Here is a 26,967-nt window from a genome sequence, read left to right on the forward strand (position 1 = left end):
GTAACACCAGAGGCGGGCACCGGATTCCTCCGGGCCCGCCTCAGCGGTGTCATACGGGTGGCGTGCGCCTTTCGCCTGCCTTGCCGCGCAGGGTGTGCCGGGCCGACGTCCTGAACGCCGGCTCAGACGGTGAGGAGCGACTCCAGGGGTGCCCCGTCGAGGGCCGGTTCCAGGCGGGCGCGGCCGTTCAGGAACGCCAGTTCCATCAGGACGGCGACGCCCGCGACCTGGGCACCGGCCCGGCGGATGAGCTCGAGGGAGGCCTCGGCGGTGCCGCCGGTGGCGAGGACGTCGTCGACGACCAGGACACGGTCGCCTCCGGTCAGGTCCTCGGCGTGCACCTCGATCTCCGCGGAGCCGTACTCCAGGTCGTACGCCTGGCGGAGGGTGGCTCCGGGGAGCTTGCCCGCCTTGCGTACGGGGATGAAGCCGACGCCGGCCCGGACGGCGACCGGGGCGCCGAGGATGAAGCCACGGGCCTCCAGGCCGACGATCTTGGTGGCGCCGGTGCGCCCGGCGATCTCGGCCAGCGCGTCGGTGAGCGCGGTGAATGCCGCCGGGTCCGCCAGGAGGGGGGTGATGTCCTTGAACATCACGCCCGGCTCCGGGTAGTCGGACACGTCGCGGATGCGGCTGAGCAGCAGCTCCTTGATGCCGGTCATCGGCGCTTCCCCGAGGGTCGGCCGCGGCCCCGGTTGCGGGAGGCGGGCTGGTTGCGCGGGCCGACGACGGCCGGGGCTGCGTCCTCGGGCCCGTCGGCGAACGACTCGTCGGCGGTCTCGGCCTCCAGCGGCTCGCCCTTCTCCCGCTTGGCGAGGACACGCTTCTTCAGGGCCTTCATCTGCGGCTCGCGCTCCTTGAGGTCGGCGACGAGCGGCGTGGCGATGAAGATCGAGGAGTACGCACCGGCCGCGAGACCGACGAACAGCGACAGCGAGATGTCGTTGAGCATGCCGGCGCCGAGGACACCGCCGCCGATGAACAGCAGGCCCCCCACCGGCAGCAGCGCCACCACCGTGGTGTTGATCGAGCGGACCAGGGTGCTGTTGATGGAGCGGTTGGCGATGTCGCTGTATGTCCAGCGGGTCTGCTTGGTGATGTCCTTCGTCTGCTCCTTGAGGCTGTCGAAGACGACGACCGTGTCGTAGAGCGAGTAACCGAGGATCGTCAGCAGACCGATCACCGTGCCCGGTGTGACCTCGAAGCCGACGAGGGCGTAGATGCCGACCGTGATGGTGATGTCGTGGATCAGGGCGACGAACGCGGCGAGCGCCATGCGCCACTCGAAGGCGATCGCCAGATAGATCACCACGAGGATCAGGAAGATCCCGAGGCCCTGCCAGGCCTTGTTGGCGATCTGGTCACCCCAACTGGGGCCGACCAGTTCGGCGTTGATCTTCTCCGAGTCGACCTTCAGGTCCTCGGCGAGCGTTTCCTTGATCTGGTCCGACCTGTCGGTGTCGATACCGGCGATCTGGATCCGCAGGCTGCCGTTGCCGAGCCCCTGGACGATGGCGTCGTGACCGGACGCCTCCTCCGCGTACTCCTCGGCCTGGGAGACCGAGACGGACGTCTTGGGTGTGGTGAAGACGGCACCGCCCTGGAACTCGATGCCCATGTTCAGGCCGCGCACCGCCAGGCCGACGATGGCCGTGATGGTGATCAGGATCGAGATGCCGTACCAGATCTTGCGGTTGCCGACGAAGTCGTAACTGACCTCGCCTCGGTGCAGTCGGGCGCCGAGGTTGCCGAGCTTCGACATCTCACGCCTCCTTCGTTTCGACGGGGGCGGCGGGACGACGGGTGCGGCGCAGCGGCGGCCGGGCACCGAGTCGCTTCGGGTCGAGACCGGACCACGGGTGGCCGCTGGCGAAGAACTTCCTGCGGGCCATGAGCGTCAGCAGCGGCTTGGTGAAGAGGAAGACCACCACGACGTCCAGCAGGGTGGTCAGGCCGAGCGTGAACGCGAAGCCCTGGACCTTGCCGACGGTGACGATGAAGAGCACCGCGGCGGCGAGGAACGACACGAAGTCGGAGACCAGGATGGTGCGCCGGGCGCGCGGCCAGGCCCGCTCGACCGCGGGGCGCAGCGAGCGGCCCTCACGGATCTCGTCCCGGACCCGTTCGAAGTACACGATGAACGAGTCCGCCGTGATGCCGATCGCGACGATCGCACCGCAGACCGCCGGCAGGTTCAGCGCGAAGCCGATGGCCGGGCCGAGCAGCGACATGATCACGTACGTGAGGGCGGCGGAGACCAGCAGGGAGAGGATCGCGATGAACGACAGGCCGCGGTAGTAGACCAGCAGATACAGCACGACGAGGGCGAGACCGATGGCGCCCGCGATGAGACCGGCCTGGAGCTGCTCGCCGCCGAGCGCCGCGGTCACCGTGGTGACGCTGTCCTCCTTGAAGGTCAGCGGCAGGGCGCCGTACGACAGGATGTTGCCGAGGCTCTCGGCCTCCTGCTGGGTGAAGGTGCCGGAGATCTCGGCGTTGCCGCCGGTGATGGACTGGCTGACGTACGGGCTGGAGACGACCTCGCCGTCCAGGACGATGCCGAACTGGTTCTGCGGGGACTGGTTCTGCGCGAGCTTGCCGGTGATGTCGGCGAACTTCTTGGCGCCCGCGGAGGTGAAGTCCATCTGGACCTTCCAGCCGGCGCCGCTCTGGGTGTCGTAGACGGCCTGGGCCTTGTCGACCTCGGTACCGTCCACGCCGGCCGGGCCGAGCAGGTACTTGTACCAGACGCCCTGGTTCTCACCGCAGCCGACGGTCGACTCCTCGGGCTTGGCGCCGTCGCCGGCCGTGGCGCGGGTCGCCGCCTTGCTGCAGTCGAGGGCCGCGTACTGGGCCTGGAGCTTGCTGTCGTCGGTGGTGCCGCCGCTCGCCGACGGGGAGGCGCTGGGCGAGGCGGACCCCGAGGGGGTGGCGGAGGGAGTGGGGTCGGCCTTCAGTGCGTCGGTGACGGCGCGGCCCTGCGTGGTGGCGGACGCCGAGGGGGTCGCGCTCGCCTTCTCGGAGCCGGAGGCCGACGGGCTCGCCGAACCGCTGGGGGAGGCGCTGGGCGAAGGCGACGTCGCGGGGCCGCCGGTTGCCTCGGTGGCGAGGACGGGACGGAAGTAGAGCTTGGCGGTGGTGCCGACCTGCTGCCGGGCTTCCTCCGAGTTGGTGCCCTTGGGGATGTTGACGATGATGTTGCGATCGCCCTGCGTCTGGACCTCGGCCTCCGAGACACCGAGACCATTGACACGGCGGTTCATGATGTCGACCGCGGTGTCCATGTTCTTCTTGTTGATCGCGGACTCGTTGCCGTCCTCGGGGACAGCCCGGAGCGTGATGCTCGTACCACCGGCCAGGTCGATACCGAGACGCGGAGTGGTGTGCCCGGAGACGAACATGCCCCCGGTGAGCGCCACGATGGCGATCAGGATCAGGGCCAGCGAGCGCCCCGGCTTGCTCTGGGCGCTCGCGCTCCGGCCCTTTTTAGGTGCTGCCACCTTCTCGTACTCCCTCTCGGGCCGCCGCACGCCGGGTCAGCGGGCGAGCGGCCATGACATGGTGTCGGGATCCCGTGCGAGATGCGCATGTCCGGGGTGCGCGAGCCCGGCCCGCGCCCTCCGGGACATGACTACTTCTCGCCGTCGGTCTTCTTCGGCTCGTCGTCCGTCTTCGCGGTGTCGCCCAGGGTGGCGTCGGAGGGCTCCTCGTCCGCGTCCTTCTTGCCGAGGTCCACGGACTTGTCGGCGGAGGCGGCGGCGTCGGCGGACTCGTCGGTCTCGGTGAGGGAGGAGGCGTCGTCCGGGACGGAGTCCGCGTCGGACTTCAGGTCGTGCTCGATGCCGTGGACGATGCGGTTGTACTCGTCGTCGGAGAGCACGGCACCGATCGAGTTCTTCGCAAAGAGGAGCTCGACGCCCGGGCCGGCGTCGAGGAGGACCGTGTCCTCGTTGACCTCCTTGACCGTTGCGTACATGCCCCCGATGGTGCGGACGCCGGAACCGGGCTGCATCTGATTCCGCATGTCGACGGCCTGCTGCTGCTTCTTCTTGGCCGAGCGGGTCATCAGGATCATGGCCCCGATGAGCACGATGAACGGGAGGAGGGTCACGAGGCTATTCACGGGACGAATTTTCCTTCGCACGACCGCGCAGGTGGGCGGCCTGATGGATGGGGGTATGTCTGCCGCCGGGGAAGGCGGCATCGGCGGAGTCTAAGCGAGTCCGCGCGCATGGAACAACGCTCAGCATGGCACCCGGGTTCCTGGTCCGGCCAATGCCCTCGCCGTCACGCCCCGAACAGGTCCTGTTGTCCGTTTCCCCCGGCTCCCGTGCGGGGCGGGGTGAGGCCGAGATGCGCCCATGCCGCGGGGGTGGCGACGCGGCCGCGGGGGGTGCGGGCCAGCAGGCCCTCCCGTACGAGGAAGGGCTCGGCGACCTCCTCGACGGTCTCGCGCTCCTCCCCCACCGCGACGGCGAGCGTGGACAGGCCGACCGGTCCGCCGCCGAACAGCTTGAGCAGGGCTTCGAGCACGCCACGGTCGAGGCGGTCGAGTCCGCGGGCGTCGACCTCGTACACCTTCAGCGCCGCGGCCGCGATCTCGCGCGTGATGATCCCGTCGGCCTTTACCTGCGCATAGTCCCGTACGCGGCGCAGCAGGCGGTTGGCGATACGGGGGGTCCCGCGGGAGCGCCCGGCGATCTCGGCGGCACCGTCGGCCTCGATCTCGACGTCCAGCAGGCTCGCTGAGCGGTGGATGACGCGCTCCAGTTCGGCCGGCTCGTAGAACTCCATGTGCGCGGTGAAGCCGAAGCGGTCGCGCAGCGGGGGCGGCAGCAGGCCTGCGCGGGTGGTGGCGCCGACCAGGGTGAACGGCGGCAGCTCGAGCGGGATCGCGGTGGCTCCGGGGCCCTTGCCGACGATGACGTCGACACGGAAGTCCTCCATCGCCATGTAGAGCATCTCCTCGGCGGGCCTCGACATGCGGTGGATCTCGTCGAGGAAGAGGACCTCGCCCTCCTGCAGGGAGGAGAGGATCGCCGCGAGGTCACCGGCGTGCTGGATGGCGGGGCCGGAGGTGATGCGGATCGGGGCACCCATCTCGGCCGCGATGATCATCGAGAGGGTGGTCTTGCCGAGGCCGGGAGCGCCGGAGAGCAGCACATGGTCGGCGGTGGCGCCACGCGCGCGTGCGGCGCGCAGAACCAGGTCGAGCTGCTCGCGGACCTTCTCCTGGCCGATGTACTCGTCCAGGTCCTTGGGTCGCAGTGCAGCCTCGACGGCCTGGTCCTCACGGTCGGCGACAGAGCCCACCAGCCGCTCGGCGGCGGGGGTGTCGGTCGTGTCGTCCCAGTTCACTGAAATTCTCCTGCGGTGGGCGGTTTCCGGCTTCTCGGGGGCGATTTCAGGACGCTTCTGTCCCGTGCCCTGCGCGGCGCCCTCGTCAGCGGGCTCTGTTGAGCGTCTGCAGGGCGGCCTTCAGCAGCCGGCCGATCTGGGGGGTGCCGTCGGCGGCCTCGGCCTGCGGGGCGACCGCGGCGACCGCCTCGTCGGCCTCGCGGGTGGCGTAGCCCAGGCCGATCAGGGCGGCGTGCAGCTGGTCGCGCCAGCCGCTGGTGACCGGGGTGCCGGCCGCGGGGGCGCCGATCGGCTCGCCCAGACGGTCCTTGAGCTCCAGCAGCAGCTTCTGGGCGCCCTTCTTCCCGATGCCGGGGACGGCGATGAGGGCCTTCTCGTCGCCGGTCGCGACCGCGCGGCGCAGGGCGTCCGGGGTGTGCACGGCGAGCATCGACTGCGCCAGCCGGGGGCCGACGCCGCTCGCGGTCTGCAGCAGCTCGAAGACCTGGCGCTCGTCGTCGTCCGCGAAGCCGTACAGCGTCAGGGAGTCCTCCCGTACGACCAGGGAGGTGGCGAGCTTGGCGGGTTGGCCGATGCGGAGCGTCGACAGCGTGTTGGGCGCGCACTGGACGGCCATGCCGACACCGCCGACCTCGACCACCGCGGCGTCGGGAGCGAGGGCGGCGACCGTGCCGCTGACGAAGGCGATCATGCCGTACGGCCTTTCGGTGCTGTTGCTTGTGCGGTGTGCAGGGCGACGGCCTGTTGGAGCCGGTTCTGCGCGGGGGCGCGCCAGATGTGGCAGATGGCGAGCGCAAGGGCGTCGGCGGCGTCGGCGGGTCTGGGCGGCGCGTCCAGCCGCAGCAGGCGGGTGACCATGGTGCCCACCTGGGCCTTGTCGGCACGGCCGGAGCCGGTGACGGCGGCCTTGACCTCGCTGGGGGTGTGCAGGGCGACGGGGATGCCGCGGCGGGCGGCGCAGAGCATGGCGACGGCGCTGGCCTGGGCCGTGCCCATCACCGTGCGCACATTGTGCTGGCTGAACACCCGCTCCACGGCGACGAATTCGGGCCGGTGCTCGTCGAGCCACTGCTCGATGCCCTGCTCGATGGCGACCAGGCGGTGCCCGAGGTCGGCGTCGACGGGCGTACGGACGACGCCGACGCCGAGCATGGTGAGCGGGCGGCCCGCGACTCCCTCGACGACGCCAATGCCGCACCGCGTCAGACCCGGGTCAACGCCGAGTACTCGCACCGCACCTCTCCCTCTGTTAATTAGCAAAACGTAACTATCCTATGGCAGAGTGTCACGCACACGTCCGGCGCCCAGGCGACGTCGGGCACCCTCCTCGGTGAGGTCGTGAGACCTGACCGACCAGCGTCCGGAGGGACGTGCCACGCGGGCTGGCAGCTCCTGCTGTTCAGCACCAGGGCACGAAGACGATTGGTTCATTCCCCCTGAGCAACGCTCGGGTTCACTAAGCCAATCAGAGACGCTATCCGCTGCCACTGACAACAGCAGCGACGGGCCGGTGGGACGTATCCCACCGGCCCGCCAAAAGTTGCGGCACACGCGGCAGCGTTACGCGCCGACCTTCTCCATGATGTCGTCGCTGACGTCGAAGTTGGCGAAGACGTTCTGCACGTCGTCGCTGTCCTCGAGCGCGTCGATCAGCTTGAAGATCTTCTTGGCGCCCTCCTCGTCCAGCTCGACCTGGACGGACGGCACGAAGCTGGACTCGGCGGAGTCGTAGTCGATCCCGGCGTCCTGGAGGGCGGTGCGGACCGCGACCAGGTCGGTGGCCTCGCTGATGACCTCGAAGGACTCGCCGAGGTCGTTGACCTCCTCGGCGCCCGCGTCCAGGACGGCACCGAGGACGTCGTCCTCGGTCAGCTCGCCCTTGGGGACGATGACGACGCCCTTGCGGCTGAACATGTACGACACGGAGCCCGGGTCGGCCATGTTGCCGCCGTTGCGGGTCATGGCGACGCGGACGTCGGAGGCGGCGCGGTTGCGGTTGTCGGTGAGGCACTCGATGAGCACCGCGACGCCGTTCGGGCCGTAGCCCTCGTACATGATCGTCTCGTAGTCGGCACCGCCAGCCTCGAGACCGCCGCCGCGCTTGATCGCGGAGTCGATGTTCTTGTTCGGAACCGACTGCTTCTTGGCCTTCTGGACGGCGTCGTAGAGCGTCGGGTTGCCGTCGAGGTCGACGCCGCCCATGCGCGCCGCGACCTCGATGTTCTTGATCAGCTTCGCGAAGAGCTTGCCGCGCTTGGCATCGATCACGGCCTTCTTGTGCTTCGTCGTGGCCCATTTAGAGTGGCCGGACATCTGCCTGTCTCCTTCGCGTAACCCATCTCTGCAACGACGCCAGAGATCCTACAAGGACTCCGCTGTCCGGTTCGCGCGCACCATGTCCACGAAGAGGCTGTGTACACGGTGGTCGCCGGTCAGTTCCGGGTGGAACGACGTGGCCAGCGCGTTGCCCTGACGGACCGCGACGATGTGGCCGTCGTGCTCAGCGAGCACCTCGGCCTCGGCGCCGACGGACTCGACCCAGGGGGCGCGGATGAAGACGCCCTCCACAGGATCGCCCGCGATGCCCTTCACGTCGACCGCTGCCTCGAAGGACTCGTTCTGCCGCCCGAAGGCGTTACGGCGCACGATCATGTCGATGCCGCCGATCGTCTCCTGACCCGAGCGCGGATCGAGGATCTTGTCGGCGAGCATGATCATGCCCGCACAGGTGCCGTAGACGGGCATGCCGTCCCGCACGCGCGCGCGGAGGGGCTCCAGCACGCCGAACAGGACGGCCAGCTTGGAGATGGTGGTGGACTCGCCGCCGGGGATGACGAGGCCGTCGACCTCGGCGAGCTCTTCGGGGCGCCGCACCGGCCTGGCCACGGCGTCGGCCGCGGCCAGGGCGATGAGGTGCTCCCGTACGTCGCCCTGGAGGGCCAGGACGCCGATGACGGGGGTGTGGCTCATGGGTGGGGTGCCTTACCAGCCGCGGTTGGCGTAGCGCTCGGTCTCGGGGAGGGTGTCGCAGTTGATGCCGACCATGGCCTCGCCGAGGTTGCGGGACGCGTCGGCGATGATCTTCGGGTCGTCGTAGAAGGTGGTGGCCTTCACGATGGCGGCGGCACGCTTGGCCGGGTCGCCGGACTTGAAGATGCCGGAGCCGACGAAGACGCCCTCGGCGCCCAGCTGGCGCATCAGGGCGGCGTCGGCGGGGGTGGCGACACCACCGGCGGAGAACAGCACGACCGGGAGCTTGCCGAGCTCAGCGACCTCCTTGACCAGCTCGTACGGGGCGCGCAGCTCCTTGGCGGCGGCGTACAGCTCATGGTTGTCGTAGCCGCGCAGGCGGGCGATCTCGTTCTTGATCTGCCGCAGGTGGCGCACGGCCTCGACGACGTTGCCGGTGCCGGCCTCGCCCTTGGAGCGGATCATGGCCGCACCCTCGGCGATGCGGCGCAGGGCCTCACCGAGGTTGGTGGCGCCGCAGACGAAGGGGGTGGTGAAGGCCCACTTGTCGGAGTGGTTGACCTCGTCGGCCGGGGTGAGGACCTCGGACTCGTCGATGTAGTCCACGCCGAGGGACTGCAGGACCTGCGCCTCGACGAAGTGGCCGATGCGGGACTTGGCCATGACGGGGATCGAGACGGCGTCGATGATGCCCTCGATCATGTCCGGGTCGGACATACGGGCCACGCCGCCGTCCTTGCGGATGTCGGCGGGTACGCGCTCCAGGGCCATGACGGCGACGGCGCCCGCGTCCTCGGCGATCTTCGCCTGCTCCGGCGTGACGACGTCCATGATGACGCCACCCTTGAGCTGCTCGGCCATGCCGCGCTTCACGCGGGCGGTGCCGGTCGCAGTGTTCTCGTCGGGCTGGGCGGAGTTGGGGAGCGTGGTGGACACGGGTGACCTCACTCGATGGAAAGAGGGTTTCTTGCTGGACCGAGGAAACGTGACGGATGCAGGCCACAGCAAGGGCCAATGAGGAGGCGGTGGATCGTTTTCCGGTACGTCGGGCTAGGTGGCCCGGTCCGCCAGGGCCGTCGGCGGCTCGTCGTCCATCTCGAATGCCATGGGGAAGGGGGCGTGGCCCGCGAGACGGAACAGGCGGACCTTGCGGTGGCGGCGCAGGGCGCGGGCCGCGCGTACGGCGTCGTTGTGGAAGCGGCGGGCCATCGGCACCCGGCGGACCGCTTCCGTGAGCTCGCGGGCCGCTGCCTCGCCGCCGGGCGCCGCACGGACCGCCTCGACCTGCTGCGGGTCCGCGAACACGGCCCGCAGGGCCTGGCTCAGCTCGCTCTCGGCGACCTCCCGCTGGTCCTCCTCGGCCTGCCGTGCGGCGTGCGCTGCCTCGTAGAGCACGATCGACGCCGCCGGGTCCAGCACTCCGGACGTGGCCAGTTCCTGTGCCACCGAGGCGCGGCGCAGCAGCTGCGCGTCGAGCGCGGCACGGGCCGCGTCGATACGGGCGTGCAGCCGGTCGAGCCGGCCCGCCGTCCAGCTCAGGTAGAGGCCGATCGCGATGAGGGCGACGAGGATCCAGATGAGGGTTGCGGTCACGGGCGGCAAGGCTACCGGGGCGCTCCGCCGGGTGAGCCGGCGCACTTGCAGGCCTCAGACGCCGGCCGGGCCGGCCTTCCCGCAGTCAGTCCCGTGCCAACCCCAGCCGTGCCCGCAACCCCGTGGTGCGCTCGTCGGCCGCCACCGCCGCGGCGCCGTCCGTGACCGTCTCGTAGACCGACAGGATGTCCGCGCCGACCGTCGACCAGTCGAACCGGCGGACGTGGGCGCTGCCGCGCTTGCGCAGTTCGGCACGGCGTGCCGGGTCACCGAGCAGCCGCACCGCCGCCGCGGCGAGCGCGTCCGCGTCCTCGTTGGCGAACAGTTCCCCCGCCGCGCCCTGGTCGAGGACCTGCGCGAAGGCGTCCAGGTCGGACGCCAGGACCGGCGCGCCCGCCGACATCGCCTCGACCAGGATGATCCCGAAGCTCTCGCCGCCGGTGTTGGGCGCCACGTACAGGTCGATGCTGCGCAGGAAGCGGGCCTTGTCCGCGTCGCTCACCATGCCGAGGAACTCGACGCGCGAGCGGAGCTCCGAAGGCAGCGATGCCACCGCCTCCTCCTCGTCCCCGCGGCCCGCGACCAGCAGCCGGGTCTGCGGGCGCTCGGCGAGGATCCTGGGCAGCGCCCGCATCAGGACCGGCAGGCCCTTGCGGGGCTCGTCGATGCGCCCTATGAAGCCGATCGTGCCGCCCTCCCCTTCCGACTGCCAGTCGGGGTTCGGCTCGGCCTCGGCGAAGAAGTCGACGTCGACGCCGTTGGGGATGACGACCGCGTCCCCGCCGAGGTGCTCCACCAGCGTGCGGCGGGCGTACTCGCTGACCGCGATCCGCGCGCTGATCTTCTCCAGTGCCGCCTGGAGGATCGAGTACGCGGCGATCATCGCGCGCGAGCGGGGGTTGGAGGTGTGGAACGTGGCGACGATCGGGCCCTGTGCCGCCCAGCAGGCCAGCAGGCCCAGGGACGGCGACGCCGGTTCATGGATGTGGATCACGTCGAACGCGCCGTCGTGCAGCCAGCGTCGTACCCGGGCCGCCGACAGGAAGCCGAAGTTCAGCCGGGCCACCGAGCCGTTGTACGGCACCGGGACCGCTCGGCCGGCCGAGACGACGTACGGCGGGAGCGGGGTGTCGTCGTCGGCGGGGGCGAGGACGGACACCTCGTGCCCGAGGCGGATGAAGTACTCGGCGAGATCGCGGATGTGGAACTGGACGCCGCCCGGCACGTCCCAGGAGTACGGGCAGACGATGCCGATCCTCACGACGGCCCCTTCGCGGGGTCGAGGTCTTCGAGCCACAAGCGCTGCAGCATGTGCCAGTCCTCCGGATGGTCGGCGATCCCCGAGGCGAAGGCGTCTGCCAGCGCCTGTGTCATCACAGACGTCTTCTCGGCCCGGGTACCTGTCTCGGGTACCTCGATCGGGGGATGCAGGCGGCCCTGCATGAGGGGCGAGTCGTCGTACCAGAGCGTCACCGGCAGCAGCAGCGCGCCCGTCTGCTGGGCCAGCAGGGCCGGTCCGGCCGGCATGCGGGCCGTGTCGCCGAAGAACTTCACCTCGACGCCGGAGGCGGACAGGTCGCGGTCGGCGACCAGGCAGACCAGGCCGCCGTCGCGCAGCCGCCGGGCCAGGGTGCCGAACGCGGTGCCGCCGCTGTGCGGCAGGACCTCCATGCCGAGGCCCTCGCGGTAGGCGACGAAACGGTCGTACAGGGTCTCCGGCTTGAGGCGTTCGGCGACCGTGGTGAAGGGGGTTTCCAGCTTCGTGGTGACCCAGGCGCCCGCGAGGTCCCAGTTGGCCATGTGCGGCAGGGCGAGCACGACGCCATTGCCGGCGGCGAGGCCGTCGGTCAGGTGGTGCAGGTCCTTCGGGTCGAAACCGCTCTTGACGCGCTCGGCACTCCAGGCCGGGAGCCGGAAGGACTCCATCCAGTACCGCAGGTACGAGCGCATGCCCGCGCGGGAGAGCTCGGCAAGGCGCTCAGGGGTCGCGTCGAGCACCACGCGCGCGTAGTTGCTCTCCAGCCGCCGTACGCCCTTGCCGCGCTGCTTCCAGGCCAGGTCGGCCACGGTGTTGCCGAGCCGTACCGCGACCGGCTCGGGGAGCTTCTTGACCGTGCCCCAGCCGAGGCCGTACAGCGCGTCCGTCAGCCGCTCCTGAGCGCTCATTTCGCCGCCTCCCTCCCCTGAGAGGCATTCTCCGTGCTTTCCTGCCCGGCCGCCGCTGCCTCCGCCTCCGCGGACTCCCGGCGGACCGTGACGACCCGCTGGATCAGGGTGACCAGGCTGCCGACGGCAACGATCCACAGGGCGATGGGCAGCAGTACGTCGATGCCGGGCACGCCGAACTTGTGCATGCCCGCAAGTCCGGCGGCGACCAGGGAGATCACCAGCCGCTCGGCGCGCTCCACGAGACCGTTGACCGCGACCGGCAGGCCGATCGACTCGCCACGGGCCTTGGTGTACGACACCACCTGCCCGCTGGCCAGGCAGAAGATCGACACCGCGCACAGCGCGAGATCGTCGCCGCCGCCCGCGTACCAGAGGGCGAAGCCGCCGAAGATCGCGCCGTCGGCGACCCGGTCCAGGGTGGAGTCCAGGAAGGCTCCCCAACGGCTGCTGCGGCCCAGCTGGCGGGCCATGTTGCCGTCGACGAGGTCCGAGAACACGAACAGCGTGATCACGACCGTGCCCCAGAAGAACTCGCCCTGGGGGTAGAAGACCAGCGCGCCCGCCATCACGCCGGCCGTGCCGATCAGCGTGACCGTGTCCGGGCTCACGCCCCGGCGGATGAGAAACGCGGCGAACGGTGTGAGGACACGCGTGAAGAATGCACGCGCGTACTTGTTCAGCATGGCCTTCCCGAGGGTCGGTGTCGCCGCGCGGCCCCTGCTGGCCACCGGCTGGCCCATCGTAGCCACGCGCGCGCGTGGGCGACGGCCGGGCACCCGTACCCCGTGAGGGGATCCGGCGTACGGGACGCAACCGCCGGCGGGCGACGCGTTCCGGTCCTTCGTATGGACGCACCGTGACGAGAGTGGAAAGCTCGAAGAACGCGGGCGTCGCCGGAGCCGCCCCGCACGGGTCCCGCGTGTCCGCGCCCACAGTGACCTCACCGTGCACGGGAGGCAAGGCCATGGGCGACAAGGCGAATGCACACCCCGGAGCCGCCGGCAGGGCAGTGGCGGCCGACCATCCCGCGTCCGTACGGAATGTGGTGCTGGTCGGCCACTCCGGTTCGGGCAAGACGACTCTGGTGGAGGCTCTCGCGCTGACCGCGGGAGCGGTGAACCGGGCGGGCCGCGTGGAGGACGGCGGCACCGTTTCCGACTACGACGAGATCGAGCACCGGCAGCAGCGCTCGGTGCAGCTCTCCCTGGTGCCGGTCGAACAGGACGGCATCAAGGTCAACCTTCTCGACACCCCCGGATACGCCGACTTCGTCGGAGAACTGCGGGCCGGTCTGCGAGCGGCGGACGCGGCCCTTTTCGTCGTCTCGGCGTCGGACGGCGTGGACGGCTCGACCCGCATGGTGTGGGAGGAGTGCGCGGCCGTCGGCATGCCGCGGGCCATCGTCGTCACGCATCTGGAGGCCGCGCGGGCGGACTTCGAGGAGATGACACGGATCTGCGCCGAGGCCTTCGGCGGGGACGACCCCGACGCGGTACTGCCGCTATATCTGCCGCTGCACGGCCCGCAGGGGCCGGACGGGCACGCGCCCGTGACCGGCCTGATCGGGCTGCTGTCGCAGAAGCTCTTCGACTACGCGTCCGGGGAGCGCAAGGAGTCCGATCCGGACGAGGACCAGCTGCCGCTGATCGAGGAGGCACGCAACCGGCTGATCGAGGGGATCATCGCCGAGAGCGAGGACGAGACCCTCATGGACCGGTATCTCGGCGGTGAGCAGATCGACGTCAAGACACTGGTGGAGGACCTGGAACGGGCCGTCGCGCGCGGGACGTTCTTCCCCGTCCTGGCCGCCGCTCCCGCGGCCGAGGGCGCCCGGCAGGGGCTCGGCACGGTCGAGCTGCTGGAGCTGATCACACGGGGGTTCCCGACCCCGCTGGAGCACCCGACGCCCGGCGTCACCACGGTGGACGGCAAGCCACGTGAGCTGAAGCCCTGCGATCCGGACGGTCCGCTGGTCGCGGAGGTCGTGCGGACCTCGTCCGACCCCTACGTCGGCCGGGTCTCCCTCGTGCGGGTCTTCTCCGGAACGCTGCGGCCGGACGAGACCGTGCACGTCTCCGGGCACGGACTGACCGACCGGGGCCACGAGGACCACGACGTCGACGAACGCATCGGCGCCGTGTCCACTCCGTTCGGCAAACAGCAGCGCCCGGTGTCGCACTGCGTCGCGGGCGACCTCGCGTGCGTGGCGAAACTGAGCCGCGCCGAGACCGGCGACACCTTGTCCGCCAAGGACGACCCGCTCCTCATGGAGCCCTGGGACATGCCGGATCCGCTGTTGCCGCTCGCCATCCAGGCGCACAGCAAGCCGGACGAGGACAAGCTCTCGCAGGGGCTCGCCCGGCTGGTCGCCGAGGACCCGACGATGCGGCTCGAACAGAACCAGGACACCCATCAGGTGGTGCTGTGGTGCCTGGGCGAGGCGCACGCGGACGTCGCGCTGGAGCGGCTGCGCAGCCGGTACGGCGTCCAGGTCGACGTCGTACCGCACAAGGTCTCCCTGCGGGAGACGTTCGCGACCAGGTCGGCCGGGCGCGGGCGGCATGTCAAGCAGTCCGGCGGGCACGGGCAGTACGCCATCTGCGAGATCGAGGTGGAGCCGCTGCCGGGCGGCTCGGGCATCGAGTTCGTGGACAAGGTCGTCGGGGGCGCGGTGCCGCGCCAGTTCATCCCGTCCGTCGAGAAGGGCGTACGCGCCCAGGCCGCCAAGGGGGTCGCCGCGGGCAATCCGCTCGTCGACGTCCGGGTCACGCTGCTCGACGGCAAGGCGCACTCCGTGGACTCCTCCGACGCCGCCTTCCAGACGGCTGGCGCGCTCGCACTGCGGGAGGCCGCGGCCGACGCGAAGATCCATCTCCTGGAGCCGGTGGCCGAGGTGAGCGTCCTGGTCGGCGACGAGTACGTGGGCGCCGTGATGAGCGACCTGTCCGGGCGGCGCGGCCGTGTGCTGGGCACGGAGCAGACGGCCGGCGGTCGCACCCTCGTCCGGGCCGAGGTGCCCGAGATCGAGATCGGGCGGTACGCGGTCGATCTGCGCTCGCTGTCGCACGGCACCGCACGCTTCAACCGGCGATACGCCCGGCACGACCCCATGCCGGCTCAAGTCGCCGAGCGGCTACGGAAACAGGAGCAGGAGGCGTCCTAGGAAGCGCGGAACAGACGGGGGGCGGCGCGTAGTTGGTACGGGGGCGCGCGCAAGTGGCTTGCGCTGCAGCCTCCGAGCGGACTGCGCGGTGCGCTGTCCCGTGCGCCGGCGGGCGGCTTCGGCCGTCCGCCGCCGAATGTCCGTACCTGCGGATACGCTGATGACCTGATCAACAGGTGTGCAGAGCACGGAAGTCGGGAAGGCCGCAGGAGCGACAGTGGCGGCGATCGGGGGCGGGAATGACCGTTGACAGCGGTTACGCGGACATCTTCGGGCCGCAGGTACCGCGCACGGGCGACGAGGGGCAGACTGCGACGTTCGCGCTGGCCTCTGCGGCGTACCGGGACAACGAGGTCGAGGAGATACTCAAGGCCAACAACGAGTGGCACGAATCGACCGTGAAACCGGGCCAGAAGTGGGCGAAGATCTTCCGGCCCAATCTCGGTGAGGCGTTCTCCCGCGCGGTGGTCGACCGGATGCTCGGCTCCGGCCGCAAGCCGCTGATCCAGTCCTTCGGCACCGAACCCCAGGTGGTCGTCGAGCACTGTCTCGCCGCGAACCGCATCCGCCGGCAGCGCGACAACCTGCTCACAGTCGTCATGGTGCTGTGCGGGCTGCTCTTCCTGCCCGGCCTCCTGGTGTGGCTGATGGTGTTCACGATCCGCTCCACCATCGCCAAGCGCGAGGACAAGCGGGCCTCGACGCTCGCGACCACGCTGCTCGTCGCGGTGGGCGCGCTCGCCGTGATCTTCCTGGTCCAGATGCCCTTCACGGGATTCTGGGCCTGGTACGCGCGCGCGTCGGTCGTGCTGCCGGTGATCGGCTGGTTCTGGGCCCGGCAGATCTGCGAGCGCACGGCGAAGGACCTGCGGGAGCGCTGGGACAGCCTGCTCTCGGGCAGCAGCGTCGGCGCGAAGGTGCCCGAGGCGGTGCCGAGCAGCCCCGGGGAGACCGCGGCCGAACAGTTGCGTCAGTCCCTGGCCCGGCTCAGCGCCGAGCAGCAGTCCAACTCCGTCTTCTACGCCGGGCCCAAGGGCATACTCGGCATGGGCACGCGCTGGGGCAGCTGGCAGCTCGCCGAGGATCTGGCACCGGCCGATCCCGACCGGGAGATCCATCCCTTCCGCAGCTGGGACGTCATACGGTCGATCCACGACCAGCTGCGCATGATGGAGCGCGGTCCGCTGAACACGGGCGGTTTCCCGAAGCCGTCGATACGGCACTGGGTCGTCACGCCGATCGGGGAGAACGCGAAGGAGGTGTCCCGGCCGGAGGGCACCGATGTGGACGCCTACCAGGTCAAGTCGCACGCCATACAGGACATCTGCAACAAGCAGCAGTTCGGCAGCGGTGACCGGCACTACCTGGGCGTGCAGTGGACGCTGTGGGAGGGGCAGCTGGTGATCACCATGCTGATCACGGTGACCGTGCTGTACGAGACGCTGCGCATCGAGGTCACCGGGCATGCGCTGGGACCCGTGCACGGCCTGTTCACCTCGAAGCCGGCGGCCAAGGAGAAGTCGGTACAGAAGTCGCTCAAGCGGTGGGAGACGCGGACGGTGAAGCTTCCGCTGGTCGACACCGACGAGGTGGTACGGCTGGCGGCCCGGGCACCTCTGACCTGGTATCCCCCGCTGCTGAACTGGCTCGGCGGCACCCTCACCCTGCCGGAGCCGTTCGGCCTGCGGCACGCCTGGGCCGACAAGCCCTGGCGCCACCGCTTCATGGCCGACGACGCGCTGCGGGCGGCCACACCGGTGCTGCGGGTGGTGCACTCGGCGGCGATCCGGGTCCTCGAGGAGAACGGCGTGGACACGGAGAAGTTCGGCACCCGGTCGGCGTTCCTCAGCACAGCGATCCAGGACCCGACACCGAAGAAGGCGGACCTTTACGACGCGTAGCCGCCTCGTCACGTCAGGCCGCGGGCAGTCGTACCTCCCCCAGTGCCTTAAGGGCCTGGGGGACCTCCATGGGCGGCACGGGTGGGCGCAGGCGGCACCCCGTCAGCGCCGGGCTGCGCGACGCCCCCGCCACCCCCACGCCAGGTGGATGAAAACCCGCGGCTCACGCGACCGGCCAGGCCTCCGCCAACATCTTGCGCGTATCGGCCAGCAGCTGCGGCAGCACCCGCGTATGCCCCACCACCGGCATGAAGTTGGTGTCCCCACCCCAGCGCGGCACGATGTGCTGGTGGAGATGCGCGGCGATCCCGGCCCCGGCCACGGTCCCCTGATTCATCCCGATGTTGAACCCCTGCGCCCCGGACGCGGCCCGCAACGCCGTCATCGCCTGCTTCGTCAGCGCGGCCAGCTCAACGGTCTCGGGCCCGGTCAGGTCCGTGTAGTCGGCGACATGCCGATAGGGCACGACCATGAGGTGGCCGCCGTTGTACGGGTACAGGTTCAGCACGGCGTACACCTGCTCACCGCGTCGGACGATCAGCCCGTCCTCGTCGGACTTGGCCGGGATGGAGCAGAAGGGGCAGCCGTCGTCGGCCCCCGGACCGGTGGGCTTGTTCTCGCCCTGGATGTACGCCATCCGGTGGGGCGTCCACAGGCGCTGGAACGCGTCCTGCGTCCCCACTCCGATCTGCTGCTCCGGCTCACTCGTCATGCTGTGCAGCATATGGCTTCGCTCGTTCGCGGCGTGTCGCCGGGGGCGCCGCGAAACGGCCCGGGGCCAAGCTGGGCCGATGGACGACGACAGCCGCACGGCCCGCTGGGAGCGGCGGGCGGAGATCCCGCTCACGGCTGCCTCCCTGCTCTTTCTCGTCTCGTACGGGACTCGGGTCCTGGGCGAAGGGTTGCCCGAGGAGGTGCGAGATCTGTGTCTGGCAGTGACGTACGCGTCCTGGGCACTTTTCGTCGTCGACTACGCGGTGCGCTGGCGGTTCAGCGGTGAGGGGCTGCACTTCGTCCACCGGCACTGGCTGGACTCGCTGGTGGTGCTCCTCCCCCTGCTGCGGCCGGTGCGCATCGTACGGGTCCATGACGCCGTGCAGGACCGCCGGCAGGCGGCACCCCGGCTGCCCGTCCAGGCGAGGGTGATGATGTACGCGGGCCTGTCGTCCGTGCTGCTGGGCCTCACTGCGGCCCTGTCCGTGTACCACGTCGAGCACACCGCTCCTGGCGCGACGATCCGTACGTTCGGCGACGCGCTGTGGTGGGCGGCCTCCACACTGGCGACCGTCGGCTACGGCGACGTCGTCCCGGTGACCCTGCTGGGCCGGCTCGTCGCGGTGGGCCTGATGGGCTGCGGCCTGGCCCTGCTGGGCGCGGTCGTGGGGTCGTTCTCGTCCTGGCTGATGCAGCGCTTCGCACGGGCCGGGGACGACGGAGGGCCCCCGGGGAGCTGAAATCCCGGAGGCCCTCGGCCGCGTCCGCGTCAGACCTGCACCCGCTCCTCGACGACCTTGCCGATCTTCGCGACGGCCTCGTCGAACGGGATGCCGTTCTCCTGCGAGCCGTCGCGGTAGCGGAAGGAGACGGCGTTGTTGGCCATGTCCTCGTCACCCGCGATGACCATGAACGGCACCTTCTGCTTCTGGGCGTTGCGGATCTTCTTCTGCATCCGGTCGGAGGAGGAGTCCACCTCGACCCGCAGGCCCTTCTTGCGCGCGGCCGTGGCGAACTTCTCCAGGTACTCGACGTGCGCGTCGCCGATCGGGATGCCGATCGCCTGGACGGGGGCGAGCCAGGCCGGGAAGGCGCCCGCATAGTGCTCCAGGAGCACCGCGAAGAACCGCTCGATGGAACCGAACAGCGCGCGGTGGATCATGACCGGGCGCTGCTTGGAGCCGTCCGCGGCCGTGTACTCCAGGTCGAAGCGCTCGGGCAGGTTGAAGTCGAGCTGGATGGTCGACATCTGCCAGGTGCGGCCGATGGCGTCCTTGGTCTGGACGGAGATCTTGGGGCCGTAGAAGGCGGCACCGCCCGGGTCCGGGACCAGCGGCAGACCCTGCTTCTCGGCGACCTGGCGGAGGGTCTCCGTCGCCTCCTCCCAGGCCTCGTCCGAGCCGACGAACTTCTCCGGGTCCTTGGTGGACAGCTCCAGGTAGAAGTCGGTCAGACCGTAGTCCCGCAGCAGGCCGAGGACGAAGGTGAGCGTCTTGTCCAGTTCCTCGGACATCTGCTCACGTGTGCAGTAGATGTGCGCGTCGTCCTGGGTGAAGCCGCGGGCGCGGGTCAGGCCGTGCACGACGCCCGACTTCTCGTACCGGTACACGGTCCCGAACTCGAAGAGGCGCAACGGCAGTTCGCGGTAGGAACGGCCGCGTGCGTCGAAGATCAGGTTGTGCATCGGGCAGTTCATGGGCTTGAGGTAGTAGTCCACGCCCTCGTCGAGCTGCATGGGCGGGTACATGCCCTCGGCGTACCAGTCCAGGTGGCCCGAGGTCTCGAAGAGCTTCCCCTTGGTGGCGTGCGGGGTGTAGACGAACTCGTAGCCCTCTTCCTCGTGGCGGCGCCGCGAGTAGTCCTCCATCACGCGGCGGATGATGCCGCCCTTGGGGTGGAAGACGGCGAGGCCGGAGCCGATCTGCTCCGGGATGGAGAACAGGTCGAGCTCGGAGCCGAGCTTGCGGTGGTCGCGCTTCTCGGCCTCGGCGAGGAACTCCAGGTACGCCTTCAGCTCGTCCTTCGACGGCCAGGCGGTGCCGTAGATGCGCTGGAGCATCGGGTTCTTCTCGCTGCCGCGCCAGTAGGCGGCCGCGTTGCGCATCAGCTTGAACGCCGGGATGAGGCGGGTGGAGGGCAGGTGGGGACCGCGGCAGAGGTCCTTCCAGCACAGCTCGCCGGTCTTGGCGTCCAGGTTGTCGTAGATCGTCAGCTCGCCGGCGCCGACCTCGACGTCGGCGCCGTCCTCGGAGGACGCGGAGCCCTTGAGGCCGATCAGTTCCAGCTTGTACGGCTCGTTCGCCAGCTCCTCGCGCGCGGCCTCATCGGTGACGACCCGGCGCGAGAAACGCTGGCCGCGCTTCTGGATCTCCTGCATCTTCTTCTCGATGGCCTTGAGATCCTCGGGCGTGAACGGCTTCTCGACGTCGAAGTCGTAGTAGAAACCGTCCTTGACCGGCGGGCCGATGCCCAGCTTGGCCTCGGGGAAGAGCTCCTGCACGGCCTGCGCCATGACGTGCGCGGTGGAGTGGCGCAGGATGTTCAGGCCGTCCTCGGAGGAGATCTCCACCGGCTCGACCTTGTCACCCTCTGCCAGCGCATACGCCAGGTCCTTGAGCTCGCCGCCCACGCGCGCGGCGATGATCGAGCGCTCGCCGGCGAAGAGCTCGGCGGCCGTAGTGCCCGTCGTCACCGTGCGCTCTTCCCGCTCGGAATCGCGTTGGATGATCACACGGACGTCTGACACCGGTCTCTCCTGACTGAAGATGGATGCGGCGCCATACCGAGAGCGCGCGCAATAAGGGATCGTACCGACCCCGGACCACCCCAGGCGAAATCAGTCCCCGCTGCACGCCTCCTCGAAGAAGTCGAGATTCTCCTGCAGCGACTTCATCAGCCGGTCCCGCTCCGCCTCGTCCACCTGCACGGGTACGACGCCACAGGCGCCGGTCAGCCGGCGGAAGCCGCCCCTGCTCTCCAGCCGCCCGTGCACCCGCACCGGCAGTCCGACGAGGTGGGCCTGACCGGCGATCCGGTAGTCCTCCTCGTCCAGCGTCAGCCGGACGTGCGGGATCTCGGCCCCGGCGAGCACCCGCAGCCGTACGGTGCCCTCGCCGCGCCGCTCCGACCTGCGCATCCGGACCACCTCGCCCGTGATCCGCACCGGCACGGACGGCTCCTCGCGCAGATAGCGGGTCCCGGCCTCGCGCAGCACGGGCAGGTCGCCCGGCGAGAACTCGACCGCCTCGTCGGGGGCGGCGGCGCCCTCGGGGACTCCGGCGCCCGGCGCCCACTCGACGGCGACCCGGGCGCCCTCCGTCCCGCGGACGAGGGTGATGAGGGCCTCGGTGAGCTCGCGGCTGACACCGGCCTCGACGGCGCCGTCGAAGGCGTCCATGCCACCGGTGGCCCGCTGGTAGTCGATGGCCTCGCGGACGGCGTAGAGCGCCTGGTGGAGACGTACGGCGAGCGGGCGCCCCGGGGCGACGGGCACGAACGCGGTGAGGCGGCGGCCGCCGGTCGCGGCGCCGACCAGGACGCTCTGCAGCATCGAGGCGGCGGCGCGCTTGTGCCGGGCACCGTAGTAGCCGGCACGCGCGCGTGTGGCGAGGGCACCGGCGAGCAGCATCTGACGGGCAGCGGCGCGCAGCTGTTCCTCGACGGTCCAGGACGCGGCTCCGGCCGGCCCGCTCGGCACGTCCCGCCACCAGCGGATCTCGTCGCTGGGCACGGTGAGCCCGACCAGCACCTCGCGCGCCGACGGCGTCGCGCTGCGGGAGAGCGCGACGAGCGCCTCGGCGAGCAGGTCCTCGCTGTCGGGGAAGGCGCGGCTCTCCGGCACGAGCAGGCTGGTGCCGTTGCCGCCGGGCCCCGGCGGCGTCCAGCGGCCGTAGCGTCCGACGGCGCCGCCCCGGCGCTGCCAGCCGTGCCGGTGCAGCAGCGCGCCGAGCACGGCGGGGTCGACCTGGCCGGGCTCCGGCGGCGGCTCGTTCCACGGGGCCTGGGGATGCGGCCGGACCGGCCTCGATGGCTCGTCGAGCGGGCGGTGCGTCACGGTCTGCCTCCCGTCCCGACCCGCGTCATGATCTCGCACAGCGCCCGGTCGTCGAAGATGCGTGAGGTCGGTATGCGGACGTTGGTCCGGTGCCGGCCGGTGATGGCGTGCCCGGCGAGGTTGACCCAGTAGCAGCAGTGTCTCAGGTCGAGCCGGTCATGGCTGGCGCGCAGCCACTCGTCCTGCGACCGCGGGACGAGCATCACGACCAGGATCTTGTGCACCGAGACCGGAGTGCGGGCGAGTTTCGCCAGGTGGTCGTTGTCGAGCGTGAAGGAGAAGAAACGCCCGGGCGGGTTCGGTGCGATCTGGTACGTGGCCTTGAGCTGCACCTTGATGGTGACCTCGTCGTCGACCGTGTGCCCGGGCGCGCTGTGGCTGACGTGCCAGTCGATGCCGTTGTCCGGGAAAGGCTGGGAGAGCGAGCAGCCGGCGGCGGCCGCGACGGCGTGCAGATAACCCACCTGCAGTGTCTCCATGCAGGCGGTGGTGGCGAGTGAACCGCGATGGGGGCCCGTGCGTTCGGGCAGCAGCCCGCCCCGCTCGGGCTGCGCTATCGCCATGACCAACAGCCTTCCAAGCAAAGTGATGTCCCCGCGAGGGCCCGCTGAACTGCGCGGACCCGTACTTCTGTTGTCTCCTCCCGGCGTACGGCGCAAACGGTCCGGGTATCACCAAACGGGCAGAAGACGGGGCGTCAGCTGCCATGGGTGAACGAGGAGTTGTGTACGTATGACGTGCTGGTACGAGGGCCCTCTGGCGGCATTCGACACGGAGACAACGGGCGTGGACGTCGAGACCGACCGGATCGTGTCGGCCGCCCTCGTCGTCCAGGACGCCCCTGGCACGCGGCCTCGGGTGAGCCACTGGCTGGTGAACCCGGGCGTACCCGTACCCGCCGAGGCGACGGCGGTGCACGGGCTGACGGAGGATCACCTGGCGCGCAACGGCCGCTGGCCGGCGCCGGTGATGCAGGAGATAGCCACCGAGCTGGCCGAACAGGCATCGGCCGGGCGACCGTTGGTGGTGATGAACGCACCGTTCGACCTGACGCTCCTCGACCGTGAGCTGCGTCGGCACCGGGCCTCGTCGCTGGGCCACTGGTTCGAGTCGGTGCCCCTGCTCGTCCTCGACCCCCGGGTCCTGGACAAGCACCTGGACCGCTACCGCAAGGGCCGTCGCACCCTGACCGATCTGTGTGCGCACTACGGCGTCGCCTTGGACGGCGCGCACGACGCGGCCGCGGACGCGCTGGCCGCGCTGGAGGTCGTACGGGCCATAGGCCGCCGTTTTCCGTCACGGCTGGAACGCCTCACCCCCGCCGAGCTGCATCCCCTGCAGGCGGTGTGGCATGCGGCACAGGCACGCGGCCTGCAGGCGTGGTTCGCCCGCAGCGGCAGCGAGGAGGCGGTGGACCCGGCGTGGCCGCTGCGCCCGGACCTGCCGGCGGCGGCGTGAGCCCTGCCGTTCCGGCCGACATCAACGCCGGCCGCGGGGGGTGTGGGTGGCGAAGCCCCCACTACGCGCGGCGAAGCCGCGCAGAACACGACGAGAGCGACGCGGCCCGCGCTGTCTGCGGACACACGTCGCTCTCGCGATCGTGGGCGATACTGGGTTCGAACCAGTGACCTCTTCGGTGTGAACGAAGCGCTCTCCCACTGAGCTAATCGCCCGGGAACGCACTGAACAATACAGGTGTCCGCGGGTCTGGTTCAAACCGCTTCGAGGTACGCCAGCAGGCCACGCCGTCCGGCCCGCATCATCAGCCGGTGGTTGGCACGGAACACCGGCCGGCCCGGTACGGCGAACCGCCTGAGCAGTGGCTTGGTCACGTCGACCACCTGGTCGTAGCGGACGAGACACCCACCGTCGGCCGGTGTGACCGTCCAGCGCGCCCAGCCCTCGATGTCGCCGGACATCGCGCCCTCCAGCACCCCGGCTGCCGGGTCGCGGCGCACTTCTCGGGCCGTGAAGGTCATGTCGTACGGCAGGAGCGACCGGATCCGGATCACGCCCGTGGTGTCGTCGACCCGCCGGACCTCGCACACCTGACGCCACCAGCGGGGGTAGCCCTCCGGCCGCACCAGCACGCCGTACACGGTGGCGGGCGGGGCCGGCAGGGCCCACAGACTGCGGAAGCGGTAGTGGGTCCAGTCCATGCGCAGAGTGTGCCCATACCGGGGCATTCCCCCACCGCATCTGAGTACCTTCTGAGTACGCGTACTCATGGCGCACCGCGTGACGTGGAGCACACTCCAGAGCGAGCGCCGCCGCCCGTGCGGCGGCGCTCTTCTCACGGTTTCCTACGAGGGCATCTTGTCGCCGACCAGTGCCAGGTTCTGGATCGCCGCCAGCCCGTACAGCGCGGTGGCGTTGGTGGACACCCAGGCCGCCTCGCTGCCCGGGACCAGGGCGGTCGGGCCCTCGATCTTCTTCGTGGACCAGTCGGTGGACTCCTTGTAGTCCCAGGTGTCCCGGCTGTTGTAGAACTGCTGCCACGCGCGGGCTGCCAGCGTGTCGTCGCCGGACTGGACGGCGGCGTAGGCGTCCTGGCGTGAGTGGCCCTGGAAGAGCAGCAGGGACCCGAAGTCGGAGCCGTAACGGGCCTTCTGCTCCGCCTTGGTGGCGTTGAAGTAGCGGCAGTAGTCGAGCCACGCCTCCTTGAACTTCGGCATGTCGATCTGGTCGATCAGCTCGGCGCACAGCTCGACCAGGCCGAACATCGCGGAGAGGTGCGAGACCCCGACCACGGGCTTGTCGGCGATGGCGAACTTGCCGGTGTCCAGGTCGTACAGCGCAGTGCCCTGGACGAAGCCGTTGGGCTGGGCGGCGATGGTCTCCATGGTGGACAGGACCCGCGCCTTGGCCTTCTCCCACTTGGGGCCGCGCCGCTCCCACTCGGTGAGCCAGGCGGAGACGAGGCCGCTCCAGTCGGTACCGAAGCCGATGGACAGGGCGTTGCGGTCGGGGGTGTACGGCTCGGTGCGGATCTTGCGGATGGGGTCGAGGACGAGGAAGGTCTCGTCGGAGTCGACGTTGGCGTGCATGAGGTCACCGACGCGCTCGTCGGCGGTGAGGAAGTAGTAGTAGCGCCGGTAGGTGGTGTTGGCAATGCGCTGCTGCTTGGCGCTGTCGGCGTAGTGCTGGACGCCGTGGCGGGTGCCGAGGCCCGCCCACTTGCCGATGTGGTAGACGTCGACCTCGCCGGTGTGCCGGGTCATCGCCTCGGCGAAGCGGAAGATGTCGGCGCGGCCCGAGCGCATGTACGCGAACCAGAGCCACAGGTCGGGCGAGAGCTCGGAGTTGTCCCAGGCGTAGCCGCCTACGTCGTAGCACCACTGGTGGCGGCTGGGGTCGTAGCTGTGCATGATGTCGCCGTAGTCCCAGAAGCCGTACCAACGGCGCATCTCCACCTGGTCCTTGTAGTAGGTGAAGAGGAAGTCGAGGTGGTCCTCGATCTTCGCCTTGGCGGCGGTGGAGCGGTCCGGTTCGGAGAACAGCTTGCCGAAGACGCCGGCCTTGATGAGCTGCTGGGGCGGGGCGGCGAGCTGCGGCGGGGTACGGACGGCCTCCACCTGCTTGGCCATCTGCTCGGCGTCGGGCGTGGACTCGTGGGCCCAGAAGAGGAGTTCGCTGGTGCGGGCGATGCCGTAGGGGGTGCCGAAGCCCGGTTCGTAGTCCTCGTAGGTGATGTTGAGGCCTTCGAGCTGCTCGGGGTAGGTGTCCTGGCCCATGCCGTCGTGGTAGAAGCGCAGGTCCATGGGCTGCGCCTCGGGCGACCAGAGCCAGAGGGTGACCTCGGCCTCGTCGGTGTGGGCGTCGCGGATGTCGAGCTGGGCGGGGAACTTCTCCCAGAAGTCGCGCAGCCCGAAGGCGAACCCGCCGCTCGCGCCGCCGACGTAACCGAATCCGCTGGCCCTCCGGCCGCCGCCCGCGGGGATCCAGCCGTACCCCTTCTTGGTGCGCTTGCGGACGGCGAAGCCGTCGGCGGACAGCTGCGAGAGGGTGTAGTCGCCCCACTCGGGGATGTACTGGAGGCGGGTGGTGACCCGCTGGTCCCACGTCGACGGGTCCGGCAGCTTCCTGCCCTCGAACTGGGCCGTCCGCACCGCCGCCCCCGGGTCGCGGCGCAGCCCGGTGATGCCCTTGACGGCCTCACGCAGCAGGCCGGTGCCCTCACCGCCGATGCGGATGTGCCGGTCGTAGGCCGCGTCGCGCATCGGCACGGTGAAGCGGACGCCGATGCCGCGGATGAAGTCGCCGCTCGCCTTGCCGGGCTCCTGGGTGCCGTCGTAGGTGATGGTGTGCACCATGCGGAAGGAGTCGGCGCCGGCGTAGAAGTAGAGCCGGATGGAGAACGGCAGCCAACTGCGGTCGCCCTTGCGGTGCTTGCCGTCGATACGGACGACCGCGCGGACCGGGCCCTCCTGCTCGACGGCGACCTCGGAGATGGCGCTCTCGAAGCGCTCGTACTTCACCGTGCCCTGGTCGCCGTCCTCGACTTCCGGCTGGCGCAGCAGCACGAGCCGCCCGTTCGTGGCGATCTCGGTGGAGCCGCGAGTGACCGACTTGACGAGGGTGGAGCCCGACTTGCCGATCTTTGCGGTGATGACACCAGTCGATATGTCGATGGTGCCGCCGCTCTTGTCGACGGTGACCTTCTTCTCGGGGGCGGCGGACTCCCCGGCCGTCAGCGTGAGCTTGCCGGAGCCCGAACTCACCGCGTGCGCGGTCCACTTGAGGGAGCCGTCGGGCCAGTGGGCGAGCGGCCACGACTGCACGGCGACCGCCTTGCCGTCCTCGTCCGTGAGCGCGAAGGTCTGGTCCTCCTGACAGGCGCCCTTCGGCCAGGGCACGCCGACCGTGGAGCCGGGAGCGGCGCCGAGACCGCCGTCCTCCAGCCAGTTCAGTGTGACCGGGTCCGCATCGGCGGGCGCGGATCTGGGCGCGGCCTGTGCGGTCGATCCGAGCGCCCAGCTGAACTGCGCGGCGGCGCCGGCGACGGCGGCCGTCTTGAGGAGGGACCTACGGGGGATGGGGGACAT

Annotated in this window: 24 protein-coding genes and 1 tRNA gene; 4 read left to right on the forward strand and 21 right to left on the reverse strand. The window is 70.2% G+C overall.

The window, feature by feature from the left end; translation table 11 throughout:
* Positions 1 to 122: 122 nt before the first annotated feature.
* The 14 genes from StrepF001_RS03820 to pgsA form a co-directional block, all read right to left on the reverse strand.
* Entirely contained in the window at positions 123 to 662 is a 540-nt protein-coding gene (locus tag StrepF001_RS03820; protein WP_129796839.1) for an adenine phosphoribosyltransferase, read from the reverse strand.
* A complete protein-coding gene (secF, locus tag StrepF001_RS03825; RefSeq protein WP_129796840.1) occupies positions 659 to 1,762 on the reverse strand; it encodes a protein translocase subunit SecF in 1,104 nt (367 codons plus the stop codon). Before secF ends, StrepF001_RS03820 begins: the two co-directional genes overlap by 4 nt.
* 1 nt (position 1,763) lies before the next feature.
* Complete coding sequence (secD, locus tag StrepF001_RS03830; protein ID WP_129796841.1) at positions 1,764 to 3,500, reverse strand: protein translocase subunit SecD; 1,737 nt, start codon at positions 3,498 to 3,500, stop codon at positions 1,764 to 1,766.
* Positions 3,501 to 3,631: 131 nt separating this feature from the next.
* Positions 3,632 to 4,123 carry a preprotein translocase subunit YajC gene (yajC, locus tag StrepF001_RS03835; RefSeq protein WP_276322796.1) on the reverse strand — a complete coding sequence of 164 codons (492 nt, stop codon included), beginning with the start codon at positions 4,121 to 4,123 and terminating at the stop codon, positions 3,632 to 3,634.
* Between the two features lie 164 nt (positions 4,124 to 4,287).
* On the reverse strand, positions 4,288 to 5,358 hold the full coding sequence (gene ruvB, locus StrepF001_RS03840; protein ID WP_129796843.1) for a Holliday junction branch migration DNA helicase RuvB: 1,071 nt from the start codon (positions 5,356 to 5,358) through the stop codon (positions 4,288 to 4,290).
* Positions 5,359 to 5,443: 85 nt separating this feature from the next.
* Entirely contained in the window at positions 5,444 to 6,049 is a 606-nt protein-coding gene (gene ruvA / locus StrepF001_RS03845) for a Holliday junction branch migration protein RuvA (protein ID WP_129796844.1), read from the reverse strand.
* Positions 6,046 to 6,591: a crossover junction endodeoxyribonuclease RuvC gene (ruvC, locus tag StrepF001_RS03850; RefSeq protein ID WP_129796845.1), complete on the reverse strand. Its 546-nt coding sequence runs from the start codon at positions 6,589 to 6,591 to the stop codon at positions 6,046 to 6,048. The genes ruvA and ruvC overlap by 4 nt, the downstream gene beginning before the upstream one ends.
* 327 nt (positions 6,592 to 6,918) lie before the next feature.
* Entirely contained in the window at positions 6,919 to 7,671 is a 753-nt protein-coding gene (locus tag StrepF001_RS03855) for a YebC/PmpR family DNA-binding transcriptional regulator (protein WP_129796846.1), read from the reverse strand.
* A 48-nt stretch (positions 7,672 to 7,719) separates the two neighbouring features.
* Complete coding sequence (gene pdxT / locus StrepF001_RS03860) at positions 7,720 to 8,328, reverse strand: pyridoxal 5'-phosphate synthase glutaminase subunit PdxT (protein ID WP_129796847.1); 609 nt, start codon at positions 8,326 to 8,328, stop codon at positions 7,720 to 7,722.
* Between the two features lie 12 nt (positions 8,329 to 8,340).
* Complete coding sequence (pdxS, locus tag StrepF001_RS03865; protein WP_129796848.1) at positions 8,341 to 9,264, reverse strand: pyridoxal 5'-phosphate synthase lyase subunit PdxS; 924 nt, start codon at positions 9,262 to 9,264, stop codon at positions 8,341 to 8,343.
* Between the two features lie 114 nt (positions 9,265 to 9,378).
* A complete protein-coding gene (locus tag StrepF001_RS03870; protein ID WP_129796849.1) occupies positions 9,379 to 9,921 on the reverse strand; it encodes a hypothetical protein in 543 nt (180 codons plus the stop codon).
* A gap of 85 nt (positions 9,922 to 10,006) precedes the next feature.
* A complete protein-coding gene (locus StrepF001_RS03875) occupies positions 10,007 to 11,182 on the reverse strand; it encodes a glycosyltransferase family 4 protein (RefSeq protein WP_129796850.1) in 1,176 nt (391 codons plus the stop codon).
* A complete protein-coding gene (locus tag StrepF001_RS03880) occupies positions 11,179 to 12,087 on the reverse strand; it encodes a phosphatidylinositol mannoside acyltransferase (RefSeq protein ID WP_129796851.1) in 909 nt (302 codons plus the stop codon). The genes StrepF001_RS03875 and StrepF001_RS03880 overlap by 4 nt, the downstream gene beginning before the upstream one ends.
* Positions 12,084 to 12,830, reverse strand: a complete 747-nt coding sequence (pgsA, locus tag StrepF001_RS03885; RefSeq protein ID WP_129797500.1) for a phosphatidylinositol phosphate synthase — start codon at positions 12,828 to 12,830, stop codon at positions 12,084 to 12,086. The genes StrepF001_RS03880 and pgsA overlap by 4 nt, the downstream gene beginning before the upstream one ends.
* Positions 12,831 to 13,054: 224 nt before the next feature.
* On the opposite strand from pgsA, the gene StrepF001_RS03890 reads away from it, so the two are divergent.
* Together StrepF001_RS03890 and StrepF001_RS03895 are read left to right on the forward strand one after the other, a co-directional pair.
* Entirely contained in the window at positions 13,055 to 15,253 is a 2,199-nt protein-coding gene (locus StrepF001_RS03890) for an elongation factor G-like protein EF-G2 (protein WP_129797501.1), read from the forward strand.
* Between the two features lie 239 nt (positions 15,254 to 15,492).
* Positions 15,493 to 17,154 carry a hypothetical protein gene (locus tag StrepF001_RS03895; RefSeq protein WP_129796852.1) on the forward strand — a complete coding sequence of 554 codons (1,662 nt, stop codon included), beginning with the start codon at positions 15,493 to 15,495 and terminating at the stop codon, positions 17,152 to 17,154.
* Between the two features lie 163 nt (positions 17,155 to 17,317).
* On the opposite strand, the gene StrepF001_RS03900 is transcribed toward StrepF001_RS03895, so the two are convergent.
* Positions 17,318 to 17,878, reverse strand: a complete 561-nt coding sequence (locus StrepF001_RS03900) for an HIT domain-containing protein (RefSeq protein WP_129796853.1) — start codon at positions 17,876 to 17,878, stop codon at positions 17,318 to 17,320.
* Positions 17,879 to 17,945: 67 nt separating this feature from the next.
* On the opposite strand from StrepF001_RS03900, the gene StrepF001_RS03905 reads away from it, so the two are divergent.
* Entirely contained in the window at positions 17,946 to 18,608 is a 663-nt protein-coding gene (locus tag StrepF001_RS03905; protein WP_129796854.1) for a potassium channel family protein, read from the forward strand.
* A 29-nt stretch (positions 18,609 to 18,637) separates the two neighbouring features.
* Here the strand turns inward: StrepF001_RS03905 and thrS are convergent, their stop codons facing one another.
* The 3 genes from thrS to StrepF001_RS03920 form a co-directional block, all read right to left on the reverse strand.
* Positions 18,638 to 20,614, reverse strand: coding sequence for a threonine--tRNA ligase (gene thrS / locus StrepF001_RS03910; protein WP_129796855.1), 1,977 nt, complete (start codon positions 20,612 to 20,614; stop codon positions 18,638 to 18,640).
* A 90-nt stretch (positions 20,615 to 20,704) separates the two neighbouring features.
* Positions 20,705 to 21,922, reverse strand: a complete 1,218-nt coding sequence (locus tag StrepF001_RS03915) for a hypothetical protein (protein WP_129796856.1) — start codon at positions 21,920 to 21,922, stop codon at positions 20,705 to 20,707.
* Positions 21,919 to 22,485 (reverse strand): DUF4365 domain-containing protein, encoded by a 567-nt coding sequence (locus tag StrepF001_RS03920; RefSeq protein WP_129796857.1) that lies wholly within the window; start codon positions 22,483 to 22,485, stop codon positions 21,919 to 21,921. Before StrepF001_RS03920 ends, StrepF001_RS03915 begins: the two co-directional genes overlap by 4 nt.
* 169 nt (positions 22,486 to 22,654) lie before the next feature.
* On the opposite strand from StrepF001_RS03920, the gene StrepF001_RS03925 reads away from it, so the two are divergent.
* A complete protein-coding gene (locus StrepF001_RS03925) occupies positions 22,655 to 23,380 on the forward strand; it encodes a 3'-5' exonuclease (RefSeq protein WP_129796858.1) in 726 nt (241 codons plus the stop codon).
* Between the two features lie 143 nt (positions 23,381 to 23,523).
* Here the strand turns inward: StrepF001_RS03925 and StrepF001_RS03930 are convergent.
* The 3 genes from StrepF001_RS03930 to StrepF001_RS03940 form a co-directional block, all read right to left on the reverse strand.
* Positions 23,524 to 23,595 (reverse strand) — tRNA-Val (locus tag StrepF001_RS03930).
* A gap of 39 nt (positions 23,596 to 23,634) precedes the next feature.
* Positions 23,635 to 24,081 (reverse strand): SRPBCC family protein, encoded by a 447-nt coding sequence (locus StrepF001_RS03935; protein WP_129796859.1) that lies wholly within the window; start codon positions 24,079 to 24,081, stop codon positions 23,635 to 23,637.
* Between the two features lie 144 nt (positions 24,082 to 24,225).
* Positions 24,226 to 26,967: a Tat pathway signal sequence domain protein gene (locus StrepF001_RS03940; RefSeq protein WP_129796860.1), complete on the reverse strand. Its 2,742-nt coding sequence runs from the start codon at positions 26,965 to 26,967 to the stop codon at positions 24,226 to 24,228.

Origin of the sequence: Streptomyces sp. F001 (assembly GCF_004187715.1) — a bacterium.
In the GTDB taxonomy this organism is placed as follows: domain Bacteria; phylum Actinomycetota; class Actinomycetes; order Streptomycetales; family Streptomycetaceae; genus Streptomyces; species Streptomyces flavusporus.